The organism is Streptomyces sp. NPDC056061 (assembly GCF_042266885.1).
In the GTDB taxonomy this organism is placed as follows: Bacteria; Actinomycetota; Actinomycetes; order Streptomycetales; family Streptomycetaceae; genus Streptomyces.
The window spans coordinates 119,738-132,016 of record NZ_JBHJWQ010000022.1; the positions used below are offsets into that span (position 1 = coordinate 119,738).

The 12,279-nt window shown below is 72.2% G+C and carries 10 protein-coding genes; 6 read left to right on the forward strand and 4 right to left on the reverse strand.

Annotated elements, in window-relative coordinates; translation table 11 throughout:
• The first annotated feature begins 22 nt into the window (after positions 1 to 22).
• Together argF and ACFC79_RS27130 are read left to right on the forward strand one after the other, a co-directional pair.
• Complete coding sequence (gene argF / locus ACFC79_RS27125) at positions 23 to 1,042, forward strand: ornithine carbamoyltransferase (RefSeq protein ID WP_376244956.1); 1,020 nt, start codon at positions 23 to 25, stop codon at positions 1,040 to 1,042.
• A 436-nt stretch (positions 1,043 to 1,478) separates the two neighbouring features.
• Positions 1,479 to 2,927 carry an amino acid permease gene (locus ACFC79_RS27130; RefSeq protein ID WP_376244958.1) on the forward strand — a complete coding sequence of 483 codons (1,449 nt, stop codon included), beginning with the start codon at positions 1,479 to 1,481 and terminating at the stop codon, positions 2,925 to 2,927.
• 51 nt (positions 2,928 to 2,978) lie between these two features.
• Here ACFC79_RS27130 and ACFC79_RS27135 read toward each other — a convergent pair whose 3' ends face one another.
• Positions 2,979 to 3,410 carry an ATP-binding protein gene (locus tag ACFC79_RS27135; RefSeq protein WP_376244960.1) on the reverse strand — a complete coding sequence of 144 codons (432 nt, stop codon included), beginning with the start codon at positions 3,408 to 3,410 and terminating at the stop codon, positions 2,979 to 2,981.
• 227 nt (positions 3,411 to 3,637) lie between these two features.
• Here ACFC79_RS27135 and ACFC79_RS27140 point away from each other — a divergent pair, with 227 nt between their 5' ends.
• Positions 3,638 to 4,465 carry an enoyl-CoA hydratase family protein gene (locus ACFC79_RS27140; protein WP_376244963.1) on the forward strand — a complete coding sequence of 276 codons (828 nt, stop codon included), beginning with the start codon at positions 3,638 to 3,640 and terminating at the stop codon, positions 4,463 to 4,465.
• A 4-nt stretch (positions 4,466 to 4,469) separates the two neighbouring features.
• Positions 4,470 to 6,833 (forward strand): bifunctional salicylyl-CoA 5-hydroxylase/oxidoreductase, encoded by a 2,364-nt coding sequence (locus ACFC79_RS27145; RefSeq protein ID WP_376244965.1) that lies wholly within the window; start codon positions 4,470 to 4,472, stop codon positions 6,831 to 6,833.
• Between the two features lie 194 nt (positions 6,834 to 7,027).
• On the opposite strand, the gene ACFC79_RS27150 is transcribed toward ACFC79_RS27145, so the two are convergent.
• On the reverse strand, positions 7,028 to 8,629 hold the full coding sequence (locus ACFC79_RS27150; protein WP_376244967.1) for an AMP-binding protein: 1,602 nt from the start codon (positions 8,627 to 8,629) through the stop codon (positions 7,028 to 7,030).
• Positions 8,630 to 8,853: 224 nt separating this feature from the next.
• Between ACFC79_RS27150 and ACFC79_RS27155 the strand changes: the two genes are divergently transcribed.
• A complete protein-coding gene (locus tag ACFC79_RS27155; RefSeq protein WP_376244970.1) occupies positions 8,854 to 9,981 on the forward strand; it encodes an acyl-CoA dehydrogenase family protein in 1,128 nt (375 codons plus the stop codon).
• Entirely contained in the window at positions 9,978 to 10,379 is a 402-nt protein-coding gene (locus tag ACFC79_RS27160) for a RidA family protein (protein WP_376244973.1), read from the forward strand. The genes ACFC79_RS27155 and ACFC79_RS27160 overlap by 4 nt, the downstream gene beginning before the upstream one ends.
• 104 nt (positions 10,380 to 10,483) lie before the next feature.
• On the opposite strand, the gene ACFC79_RS27165 is transcribed toward ACFC79_RS27160, so the two are convergent.
• Both ACFC79_RS27165 and ACFC79_RS27170 read right to left on the reverse strand, forming a co-directional pair.
• Entirely contained in the window at positions 10,484 to 11,617 is a 1,134-nt protein-coding gene (locus tag ACFC79_RS27165; RefSeq protein WP_376244975.1) for an FAD-dependent monooxygenase, read from the reverse strand.
• Between the two features lie 92 nt (positions 11,618 to 11,709).
• On the reverse strand, positions 11,710 to 12,279 hold the full coding sequence (locus ACFC79_RS27170; protein ID WP_376244978.1) for an ATP/GTP-binding protein: 570 nt from the start codon (positions 12,277 to 12,279) through the stop codon (positions 11,710 to 11,712).

The window sequence follows — 12,279 nt, forward strand, 5'->3', positions numbered from 1 at the left end:
CGCCGCACCCAGGAGCTGTCCCATGGCCATAGACCTCGCAGGCCGCCACTTCCTCAAGGAGCTGGACTTCACGGCCGAGGAGTTCCGCGGCCTGATCGACCTCGCGGCCGCACTCAAGGCCGCGAAGAAGGCCGGGACCGAGGAGCAGCGACTGCGCGGCAGGAACATCGCGCTGATCTTCGAGAAGACCTCGACCCGTACCCGCTGCGCCTTCGAGGTGGCCGCCGCCGACCAGGGCGCTTCCACGACCTACCTCGACCCTTCCGGTTCCCAGATGGGACACAAGGAATCGGTGAAGGACACCGCGCGCGTCCTCGGTCGGATGTTCGATGGCATCGAGTACCGGGGCGACAGCCAGGCGGCTGTCGAGGAGCTCGCCGCCCACGGCGGCGTACCCGTCTTCAACGGGCTCACCGACGACTGGCACCCGACCCAGATGCTCGCCGACGTCCTCACCATGACCGAGCACTGCGACAAGCCGCTGGACCGGATCGCCTTCGCCTATCTCGGCGACGCCCGCTTCAACATGGGCAACTCCTACCTGGTCACGGGCGCCCTGCTGGGCATGGACGTGAGGATCGTCGCGCCGAAGGCGTACTGGCCGGCCGACGCGATCGTCGGCGAGGCCCGCAGGCTGGCCGAGACGAGCGGGGCGAGGATCACCTTCACCGAGGACATCGCCGAGGGGGTCGCGGGTGCGGACTTCGTCGCCACCGACGTCTGGGTCTCCATGGGCGAGGCCAAGGAGGTCTGGGCCGAGCGGATCGAGGCCCTCGCGCCGTACGCGGTGACCATGGACGTCCTGCACGCCACGGGCAACCCGGACGTGAAGTTCCTGCACTGCCTTCCGGCCTTCCATGACCTGGGCACCGCGGTCGGGCGGGAGGTCGAGGCGGCCCACGGGCTGACCGAGCTGGAAGTCACCGACGAGGTCTTCGAGTCCGCGCATTCGGTCGTCTTCGACGAGGCCGAGAACCGGATGCACACGATCAAGGCGATCCTGGTGGCCACGCTCGCCGCCCCGGCGACCGCGAGCGTCTGACCGCGAGCGGCCGGCGGGGAATGCCGACCGCGAACGTCCGACTGCGAGTGGCCGACGGCGTGATCGGGCGGCTGACCGTGTGACCGGGCGGCCGTCGGGGTGAACTCGCGTGCGGCCGTGCCGTTCCGCGCCGCACGGTGGGGTTCGGGCTCGCACGCTCGAACCCCACTCCCGCGTGCGGCCCGTCGGCCGCGTCCCACCCGTGGGTGCCACGGGGCACGGCCGGGAGCCGCGCCTCCGGCGCCCCGCAGCTCCGAGTTCCCCCGGACCCCATCGCCCAGCCCCCGACCGCTCCCGGTCCCGACCGTTCCCGGTCCCGACCGTTCCCGGAACAGCGTCGTCCGGAAGCATCGATCCGCAAGCCCCGCCTCCCGGAGCCCCCCACGGGCCCGAGTCGCACTCCCCCCACATGCTCCACCAGAGATGAGAACGCCCCGTGAGTCCGCTGCGACCGTCGAACCGCCCGAACCCGTCCGGTCCGCGCGTCAAGAACCCCCACCAGCTGATCGCCGAGTCCGGCGCCGACCTGGAGGGACACGGCCTCAAGCGCACCATGGGCCTCTTCCAGCTCGTGTGCTTCGGCATCGGCGCCGTCGTCGGCACCGGCATCTTCGTCGGCCTCTCCGACAGCGTCTCCGAGGCGGGCCCGGCCGTCGTGCTGTCCTTCGTCCTCGCCGCGATCACCTGCGTCTTCACCGCCTTCTCCTTCGCCGAGCTCGGCAGCGCGATCCCGGTGTCCGGCAGTTCGTACTCCTTCGCCTACGCGACCCTCGGCGAGCGCATCGCGTTCCTCGTCGGCTGGTGCCTGCTGCTGGAGTACGGGGTCTCGGTCTCCGCGGTCGCCGTCGGCTGGAGCCAGTACGTCAACGAACTCCTGGACAGCGTGATCGGCCGGCAACTGCCCGCCGCGCTCTCCGCGGGGCCCGGCGACGGCGGAGTGGTCAACCTGCCGGCGGTCCTGGTGATCCTCCTGGCCGCGACCCTGCTGGTGCGCGGGGTCCGCGAGAGTGCGGGCGCCACCGCCGCGATGGCCGTTCTCAAGATCACCGTGCTGATCGTGTTCTGCGCCATCGCCTTCACCGCCTTCCGGCACGACAACCTCACGCCCTTCTTCGCGCACGGGGCGGGCGGGGTCACCGCCGGTGCGTCGCTGGCGTTCTTCTCGTACATCGGTTTCGACGCCATCACCACCGCGGGCGAGGAAGTGCGGAACCCGCGCCGGAACATCCCGATCGCGATCATGGTCTGCATCGGCCTGGTCACCCTGCTCTACTGCGCCGTCGCGCTCGGCGCCATCGGCGCGCTCGGGCCCCGGGAGGTCGCCGACCGGCCCGCGGCGCTCTCGATCGTCGTGGACCAGGTCACCGGCTCGACCATCGGGGGCGGGGTCATCGCGTTCGGGGCGGTCGTCGCGATCGCCTCGGTCGTGCTCGCGGTCATGTACGGGCAGACCCGCATCCTGATGTCGATGTCGCGGGACGGTCTGATCCCGCGGGTCTTCGAGCGGGTCTCGCCGCGCACCTCGACGCCGGTCGCCAACACCTGGATCGTGGCCGCCGTCTTCGCGGTTCCCGCGGCCTTCTCGTCCCTCGACGTGGTGGTGAACCTGACCACCATCGGCACCCTGGCCACCATGGTGGCGGTGAACCTCGCGGTCATCGTGCTGCGCCGCCGCAACCCCGAGGTGAAGGGGTCGTTCCGGGTGCCGGTGTATCCGCTGAGCCCGCTCCTGGGCGTCGGCTTCTGCCTCTACCTCATGTACGGGACGGGCTGGACGACCTGGGTGCAGTTCGCCGTCTTCCTGGCGGTCGGAGCGACGGTGTACGCCTGCTACGGGCGCAGCCGCTCCCGGCTGGCCGCGGCAGCGGACGAAGCGGGGCGCTGACCGCCGACCGGTCGTCGACCGCTTCCCGCAGGGCTGACCGCCGCGCGGCGGTCAGCCCTGCGGTGCACGGGACGGCAGCGTGAACCACACCGCCTTGCCCCGCTCCGTCGTGCGGTGACCGCAGGCCGCGCTGAGCGCGCGGATCAGCAGCAGACCGCGCCCGTGCTCCTGCCAGGGGCTCGGTTCGCTGCCCGGCCCGGGGCGGGAGAGGTCGCCCGGAGGCGTCGGGTCGGGGTCGTGCACCTCCACCTGGCAGCCGGTCGGCCAGAGCTCCACCACCAGCTCGATCGGCGTCTCGCCGCGCGTGTGCTCCACCGCGTTGGCCACCAGTTCGGCGGTGAGGAGTTCGGCCGTGTCGCAGTCCGCCGGTGCGTCGATGTCCGCCAGCGCCGTACGGATCAGCGCACGGGCGACCGGTACGGCCGCCGTGGAGTGCGGCAGGGCGATCCGCCACGAGGCGGGAAGGGGGACATCGGCGGGCAAGAGGGCGTTTCCGTTCCGGAGTCGATGGACTGTTTGGCGGCCAATACTTCTGCACTTCAACCTTACGAAGTGCAACAACACAGACAAGGGTCCGTCGACCGGTGCGAAGGGGACGTTCGGCACTACGCTCTCACGCTCCCGATGTCGCGTTTCCGTGACGAGAGTCACGTACGAGTGATAACTTCGGTTGCAGGCAGCGGCCCGACGGCTGAAGGGGAGCACCCTCCATGAGCCCGTTTCCCAGCTCCGCCCCCCGAACGGATGACTGGCGTCATCTGCGACTGACGATGGACGACGGCGTCGCCACCGTCACCCTCGCCCGGCCCGAGAAACTCAACGCGCTCACCTTCGGCGCCTACGCCGACCTGCGCGATCTGCTCGCCGAGCTGTCCCGCGAACGCCGTGTGCGCGCCCTGGTGCTCGCGGGGGAGGGCCGCGGCTTCTGCTCCGGCGGCGACGTCGACGACATCATCGGCGCGACGCTCGCCATGGACACCGCCCAGCTCCTCGATTTCAACCGGATGACCGGCCAGGTGGTGCGGGCCCTTCGTGAGACCCCCTTCCCCGTCATCGCCGCCGTACACGGGGTGGCCGCGGGTGCGGGCGCGGTTCTGGCGCTGGCCGCCGACTTCCGGATCGCCGACCCCTCCGCCCGTTTCGCCTTCCTCTTCACCAGGGTCGGCCTCTCCGGCGGGGACATGGGCGCCGCCTACCTGCTGCCGCGCGTCGTCGGCCTCGGCCACGCCACCCGGCTGCTGATGCTCGGCGAACCGGTCCGCGCCCCCGAGGCGGAGCGGATCGGGCTGATCAGCGAGCTCACCGAGGAGGGCGGGGCGGACGCACGGGCGGCTGAGCTGGCCCGCAGGCTCGCCGACGGACCGGCCCTCGCCCTCGCCCAGACCAAGGCCCTGCTGACCGCCGAACTCGACATGCCGCTCGCCGCCGCGGTCGAGATGGACGCCGCGACCCAGGCCCTGCTGATGCACGGCGAGGACTACGCCGAATTCCACGCGGCCTTCACCGAGAAGCGGCCCCCGAACTGGCAGGGCCGGTAGCACGATGCCCCCCGAAACCCGCCCCGCGCGCACCGGCGCCCCGCCGGAACCCGTCGCACCCCCCGCCCCATCGCACCCGGCCACGCGTCGGCCCGGCGTACGACGGGTCGCGGTGATCGGCGGCGGGCCCGGCGGACTCTACGCCGCGGCCCTGCTCAAGCGGCTCGGCCCGGAACGCGACATCACGGTCTGGGAGCGCAACGCCCCCGACGACACCTTCGGCTTCGGCGTCGTCCTCTCCGACGAGACCCTCGGCGGCATCGAGCACGCCGACCCCGTGGTCCACCGGGCCCTCCAGCACGAGTTCGTGCGGTGGGACGACATCGACATCGTCCACCGCGGCGTGACCCAGACCTCCGGCGGCCACGGCTTCGCGGCCCTCGGGCGACGCAGACTCCTGGAGATCCTGCACGAACGGTGCGCCTCCCTCGGCGTACGCCTCCGCTTCCGTACCCCCGCGCCGCCCGCCGCCGAGCTCGCCGCCACGTACGACCTGGTGATCGCCGCCGACGGGGTGCACAGCCTCACCCGCACCGCCCATGCCGACGTCTTCCGCCCCCGCCTCACCACCCACCGCTGCCGCTACATCTGGCTCGCCGCGGACTTCGCGTTCGACGCGTTCCGCTTCGAGATCGCCGAGACCCCGTACGGGGTGATGCAACTCCACGGCTACCCCTTCGCCGCCGACGCCTCCACCGTCATCGTCGAGATGCGCGAAGAGGTATGGCGCGCCGCCGGATTCGACACCTGCGACGTGGAGCACTCGACCGCACGCTGCGCCGAGATCTTCGCCGAGGCACTCGGCGGCGGGACGCTGCGCTCCAACAACTCCGCCTGGCTCACCTTCCGCACGGTCGTCAACGATCACTGGTCGCACGGCAACACCGTGCTCATCGGCGACGCCGCGCACACCGCGCACTTCTCCATCGGCTCCGGCACCAAACTCGCCGTCGAGGACGCGCTCGCGCTCGCCGCCTGCATCGAGGAGCAGCCCGGACTGCCGGACGCGCTCGCCGCGTACGAGGCCGAGCGGCGGCCGGTCGTCGAGTCGACCCAGCGGGCCGCCGCGGCCAGCCTGCGCTGGTTCGAGGAACTCGCCACCTACGTCGACCAACCGCCCCGCCAGTTCGCCTTCAACCTCCTCACCCGCAGCCGCCGCGTCACCCACGACAACCTGCGGATGCGCGACCCCTCCTTCACCGCCGCGGTCGAGGAGGAGTTCGGCCGGGCGCCCGGCACCCCGCCCATGTTCACCCCGCTGCGGCTGCGCGGCCTCGAACTCCGCAACCGCGTCGTCGTCTCGCCCATGGACATGTACTCGGCCGTCGACGGCGTCCCCGGTGACTTCCACCTCGTCCACCTGGGCGCACGGGCGCTCGGCGGGGCCGGGCTCGTCATGACGGAGATGGTGTGCGTCAGCGCGGAGGGCCGCATCACCCCCGGCTGCACCGGCCTCTACACCCCGGAACAGGTCACCGCCTGGCAGCGGATCACCGACTTCGTCCATACCAACGCCCCCGGCACCGCCCTCGGCGTCCAACTCGGCCACTCCGGGCGCAAGGGCTCCACCAAGCTCATGTGGGAGGGCATCGACCAGCCCCTCGACCACGGCAACTGGCCGGTCACCGCGCCCTCCGCGATCCCGTACGCGGCCGGCGTCAACCAGACCCCGCGCGCCCTGGACCGGGCCGGACTCGACACCGTGCGCGAACAGTTCGTGGCGGCGGCCCGGCGCGCCGACCGCAGCGGCTTCGACCTCCTCGAACTCCACTGCGCCCACGGCTACCTGCTCTCCGGCTTCCTCTCGCCGCTGACCAACCGGCGCACCGACGCCTATGGCGGGTCGCTGGCGAACCGGCTCCGCTTCCCCCTCGAAGTCTTCGACGAGGTCCGGGCCGTCTGGCCCGACGACCGCCCCATGACCGTCCGCATCTCCGCCACGGACTGGGCCGAGGGCGGCACCACGGCCGAGGACGCCGTCGAGATCGCCCGCGCGTTCGTCGCCCACGGCGCCGACGCCATCGACGTCTCCACCGGCCAGGTCGTCCCCGACGAACGCCCCGAGTTCGGCCGCTCCTACCAGACCCCGTACGCCGACCGGATCCGCAACACCCTGTGCGTGCCGGTCGTCGCGGTCGGGGCGATCTCCTCCTGGGACGACGTGAACTCCCTGCTGCTCGCGGGCCGGGCCGACCTGTGCGCCCTGGCCCGCCCCCACCTCTACGACCCGCACTGGACGCTGCACGCCGCGGCCGAACAGGGCTACAACGGCCCCGGCGCGCCCTGGCCGCTCCCGTACCGGGCGGGCAGCCGCCGCCCGCCGACGGGCCGCACCGACGCCCCGAAACCCCGGCTCGCACTGGAGTGACGGGCGGCACTCGTGGCAGAGGCACGGGACGGGGTGCGCACCGGCGTGATGGGCGTGCCGCTGCTCCCGCGCAATCCGCTCCAGCAGCGCGGCCGGTGCCCCGCCTCCTCCCGGTCGGAGCAGCCCGCTCCGGGGCAGAGCGCCGCAGGACGGCCGGCGCAAGCGCCGGCCGGGCCCCGGCCGTCCTTCCCGGCTCATGCGTCCCGGAGCCGGAAGCGTTGCAGCTTTCCCGTCGCCGTGCGGGGGAGGGCGGGCAGGAACTCGATGACGCGCGGGCACTTGTGCGGGGCCAGTTCGCCCTTCATGAACGTGCGCAGGGCATCGGCCGACACGTCGGCACCCTCGCGCAGCACCACGTACGCCACGACGACGTGGCCGCGCACCTCGTCCGCCCGGCCCACCACGGCGGCCTCCGCGACCGACGGATGGCGCAGCAGGGCGTCCTCGACCTCGGGGCCCGCGATGTTGTAGCCGGAGGAGATGATCATGTCGTCGGCGCGGGCGACATAGCGGAAGTAGCCGTCCGCGTCCCGCACGTAGGTGTCGCCGGTGATGTTCCAGCCGTGCGCCACGTAGTCGCGCTGACGCCCGTCGGCCAGATAGCGGCAGCCGACCGGGCCGCGCACCGCGAGGAGACCGGATTCACCGTCCGGTACCGGCCTGCCCTCGCGGTCCTGCACCCGGGCCCGCCATCCGGGCACCGGAATCCCGGTGGTGCCGGGGCGGATCGCGTCGTCGGCGGCGGAGACGAAGATGTGCAGCAGTTCGGTGGCGCCGATGCCGTTGATGATCCGCAGCCCCGTCCGCTCGTACCAGGACCGCCAGGTGGCGACCGGAAGGTTCTCCCCGGCCGAGACGCAGCGCCGCAGGGCGCGCAGATCGTGTTCGTCCACGTGGTCGAGCATCAGGCGATACGCGGTCGGCGCGGTGAACAGGACCGAGACGTGATGGGCGGCGAGCGCGGGCAGCAACTGGGTGGGACCGGACCGTTCCAGCAGCAGGGCACTGGCACCGGCCCTCAGCGGGAAGATCACCAGCCCGCCCAGCCCGAAGGTGAAGCCCAGCGGCGGACTGCCCGTGAACACGTCCTCCGGCGTGGGGCGCAGGACATGGCGCGAGAACGTGTCCGCGACGGCGAGCACGTCCCGGTGGAAGTGCATGCAGCCCTTGGGGCGCCCGGTGGTGCCGGAGGTGAACGCGATCAGCGCGACGTCGTCCGCGGCCGTGTCCACCGCGCGGTACGGGCCCGGCCGGGCCCCGGCCAGGCTCAGCAGGTCGTCCGGTCCGCCGCCCCCGTACACCGTGATGCGCAGCCCCGGCACCTCGGCCGCCACCAGGTCGTCGACCGTCCGGACGTCGCACAGCGCGTGGCCCACCCGGGCGATCGAGCAGATGGTGGCGAGCTCGGCCGGCCGCTGCTGGGCCAGTACCGTGACGGCGATGGCGCCCGCCTTGAGCACCGCCAGCCAGCAGGCGGCGAGATGGGGTGTGGTGGGGCCGCGCAGCAGGACCCGGTTGCCGGGGACGACGCCCAGATCGGTGGTGAGGACCCGGGCGATCCGGTCCACTCGGTCCCGTAATTCCCCGTAGCTCCACACCCCGCCATCGGGCGTGCGGAAGGCGGGGCGGTCCGCGCCGAACCGGTCGATGGTGCGGTCCAGCAGTTCCGCCGCGCAGTTCAGCCGGACCGGATAGTGCAGTTCGGGGAGTTCGAAGAGCAGCTCCGGCCACTGGTCCGGGGGTGGCAGATGCTCCCTGGCGAAGGTGTCGAGGTGCGCTGAGGTCTTCGGGTCCATGACGGATCGCCCCCTTGTCGCCCTTGGAGCGTATCGTTTGGGTGACGGTAGTCAACGGTCCGTGATAGACCGAATGGGCGGCCGTCCGGAGCCCGGGTGTACGGGACCGGGCAGGGTAGCGAACGCGCCAGAAACCGGGCGGACGGGAATCCACGACGAAAACGGGCAGACGAAGAGACGAGAAGGACGACTCACCGACGAGACGCGACAGGAGAGGCGCCGCGATGACGCCATTCTCACTCGATCCGGCACAAAACGCCTGGTGCGAGGAGTTGAGATCCCTTGCCGAACACCGACTGCGCCCGCTCGCCGAGAAGGGCGACCCGGGCCACGTCAACCGTCCGCTGATCGCCGCACTCGGTGAAGCCGGTCTGCTCGACCGGATGCTGAACTCCGGCGCCCTCGACCTCTGCCTGCTCCGCGAGTCGCTGGCCCGCGGCTGCACCGAGGCCGAGACCGCGCTGGCCCTCCAGGGGCTCGGCACGCACCCGGTGCTCCGGTCGGGCACCCCGGCGCACCGCGCGCGCTGGGTCCCGGAGGTGCGTGCGGGCCGTGCCGTGGCAGCCTTCGCGCTCAGTGAACCGGGTGCGGGCTCCGACGCGGCGGCCCTCTCCCTGGACGCCGAACCGGCTCCCGGCGGCTGGCGGCTGACCGGCGAGAAGTGCTGGATCTCCAACGCGCCCGAGGCCGACTTCTACACGGTCTTCGCCCGTACGACCCGCGGTGCGGGCTCCCGCGGCGTGACCGCCTTCCTGGTCCCCGCCGACCGCCCCGGACTCACCGGCACCGCACTCGACATGCTCGCGCCGCACGCCGTCGGATCCCTTGCCTTCGACGGCGTGCCGGTCGGCCACGACGACGTGCTCGGCGAACCGGACCACGGCTTCCGCGTCGCCATGGAGACCCTGAACCTGTTCCGCCCCAGCGTGGGCGCGTTCGCCGTCGGGATGGCCCGCGCCGCCCTGGACGCCACCATCGCCCACACCAGCGAACGCACCGCTTTCGGCGGGCCGCTCAAGGACCTCCAGGCCGTCTCCCACCAGGTCGCCGAGATGGCCGTGCGCACCGAGGCGGCCCGGCTCCTGGTGTACGCGGCCGCCGCCGGGTACGACGCCGGCGAACCCGGTGTGCCGCGCCGGGCCGCGATGGCGAAGCTCTGCGCCACCGAGACCGCGCAGTACGTCGTGGACACCGCCGTCCAGCTGCACGGCGCCCGCGCCCTGTGCCGCGGCCACCTCCTCGAACACCTCTACCGGGAAGTGCGTGCGCCACGGATCTACGAGGGCGCCAGCGAGGTCCAGCGCACCATCATCGCCAAGGAGCTGTACGCGAACCGGGAGGCGTCCGCATGAGTCCGGTCCACCGGATCAACCCCGCCGAACTCTCGCCGCCCGCGGGATTCTCGCACGCCGTCACGGCGGTCGGCGGCCAACTCGTCTTCCTGGCCGGGCAGACCGCGCTCGACCCGGCGGGCAAGGTCATCGGCTCCACGCTGCCCGAGCAGTTCGCCACGGCGCTCGCCAATCTGCTCACCGCCCTGCGCGCGGCAGGCGGCGTTCCGGCGGACCTGGCCCGGGTGACCGTGTACGCCACCGATGTGGCCGACTACCGGGCGAACGCCGCGGAGATGGGCAGGATCTGGCGTCGGCTGGCCGGCCGCGACTACCCGGCGATGGCGGTCATCGGGGTGGCCAGGCTCTGGGACGAGCAGGCACTCGTCGAGATCGACGGGATAGCCATGCTGCCCTGAGTGGACGAACGGCACGTTGCGGGCGCGCCGCCGCGACGGGCCGGGCCGGAGGACACCGGCCCGGCCCGGCCGGAACCGCGACGCTCCACGCGCATCGGCCTGGATCAGTAGGGCCGGACCAGCACGTGGGCCGCGCCCGGAATACCGATCTTCAGCAGCTCGTCCTCCTCCGGCGTGGTCGCGCTGCCCGTCTCCTGCTTGAGCACGGCACGCGACATGGCCTGCATCCACATCGCCCGGGGACGGCGGCGGGCCTCCCACGCCTCCAGCGCCGCGGCCACGTCGTCCTCGGCGTCCAGCGACAGGGCGAGCACCAGCGCGTCCTCGACGGCCATCGCCGCACCCTGCGCGATGTGCGGGGTGGAGGCGTGCGCGGCGTCACCGGCCAGCACCACCCGGCCGACGTGCCACGGCTCCTCGACGGTCACCTGCGAGATCCTTGAGTACACCACCGCGGCCGGGTCGGTGACCGTGGCGAGCGCCTCGGCGACCGGGCCGGAGAACGCCCTCAGCCGCTCCGCGAGCTGCTCGTGGGCCCGCTCCGGGTCCGGCCGGAAGTGCTCGGCCTCGGCGAACACCGCGCCCAGATACATCAGTTCGTCGGTGATCGGGGTGAGCAGCGCCTTGCCGCCCTTGCCCGCGTTGGCCATCACCACACCCCGCACCTGCGGAGGGCGCGGCACCGTCACACGCCAGTTGGCGAAGCCGGTGTACTCGGGGGCGTAGCGGTCCCCGTACAACCGGGTGCGCAGCGGCGAGCCGATGCCGTCGAAGCCGACGACGAGGTCCCGGCGCCCGGTGGAGCCGTCGGAGAGGGTGACGTCCACACCGGAGCCGTCGTCGGCGAGTTCGGTGATGGTGGTGCCGAAGCGGATGGTGGCCCCGGCGGCGACCGCGGCGGAACTCAGCACCTCGGCCAGCGCGGGACGCGGGATGCCGTTGTTGGCGGGGATGCCGTCCATCCGAGGCTGCGGTATCTCGGCCAGCGTTCTGCCGGTCGGGTCGGCGATCGTCAGGATCTCCCACTCGAAGCCGGCGTCGAGGCAGTCGGCCAGGACTCCGATCTCGCGCATGACGTGCAGGGCGTTGGACGGCTGGATGATGCCGACGCCGAGCGCGTCGAGCCGGTCGCGCAGTTCCGCGACCTCGACGGTGTGACCGCGCCGGGCGAGCGCGGTGGCGAGCACGAGCCCGCCGATCCCGCCGCCCTGAACGAGGACGCGCAGGGGTGAAATCATCTCAGTTCTCTCCAGAACGGGGAAAGCGGTGCGGCGTACGCGGGGCCGGACGCGGTGGCCGGCCCGCCGCGACGCGTGGAACGGGGCGGGGGTCAGCCCGCCGCCGCGGGCAGGCTCATCAGGTGGTCCACCAGGGCGAGCAGCACGTCCCGGGCGAACGGGCGGTCGCGGACGTCGCCGACCAGCATCGGTACGTGCGGGTCGAGGTCCAGGGCGGCCCTGATCTCGTCCGGCGTCCGGGTGTTGTGACCGTGGAAGCAGTTGATCGCCACGACGAACGGGATGTCCCGGCTCTCGTAGAAGTCGATCGAGGCGAAGCTCGACTCCAGCCTGCGGGTGTCGGCGATCACCACACCGCCGAGCGCCCCGTTGACCAGGTCGTTCCACATGAACCAGAAGCGTTCCTGGCCGGGGGTGCCGAAGAGGTAGACCACCAGTTCGGGACTCACCGTGATCCGGCCGAAGTCCAGGGCCACGGTGGTGGTGTCCTTCTGGCCGACGCCGGCCAGGTCGTCGACGCCGATGCTGGCCTGGGTCAGGTACTCCTCGGTGCGCAGCGGGGTGACCTCGCTGACCGTGCCGACCATGGTGGTCTTGCCGACGCCGAAGCCTCCGGCGATGAGGATCTTTACGGCGGCGGGTGCCGCCTGACTGCTTGTCAT

What these genes read in the sequence shown, in the direction of transcription:
- argF (WP_376244956.1), top strand. Translation starts at nt 23, where the DNA reads ATGGCCATAGACCTCGCAGGCCGCCACTTCCTCAAGGAGCTGGACTTC.
- ACFC79_RS27140 (WP_376244963.1), top strand. Translation starts at nt 3,638, where the DNA reads ATGAGCCCGTTTCCCAGCTCCGCCCCCCGAACGGATGACTGGCGTCAT.
- ACFC79_RS27145 (WP_376244965.1), top strand. Translation starts at nt 4,470, where the DNA reads ATGCCCCCCGAAACCCGCCCCGCGCGCACCGGCGCCCCGCCGGAACCC.
- ACFC79_RS27150 (WP_376244967.1), bottom strand. Translation starts at nt 8,629, where the DNA reads ATGGACCCGAAGACCTCAGCGCACCTCGACACCTTCGCCAGGGAGCAT.
- ACFC79_RS27155 (WP_376244970.1), top strand. Translation starts at nt 8,854, where the DNA reads ATGACGCCATTCTCACTCGATCCGGCACAAAACGCCTGGTGCGAGGAG.
- ACFC79_RS27160 (WP_376244973.1), top strand. Translation starts at nt 9,978, where the DNA reads ATGAGTCCGGTCCACCGGATCAACCCCGCCGAACTCTCGCCGCCCGCG.
- ACFC79_RS27165 (WP_376244975.1), bottom strand. Translation starts at nt 11,617, where the DNA reads ATGATTTCACCCCTGCGCGTCCTCGTTCAGGGCGGCGGGATCGGCGGG.
- ACFC79_RS27170 (WP_376244978.1), bottom strand. Translation starts at nt 12,279, where the DNA reads ATGACAAGCAGTCAGGCGGCACCCGCCGCCGTAAAGATCCTCATCGCC.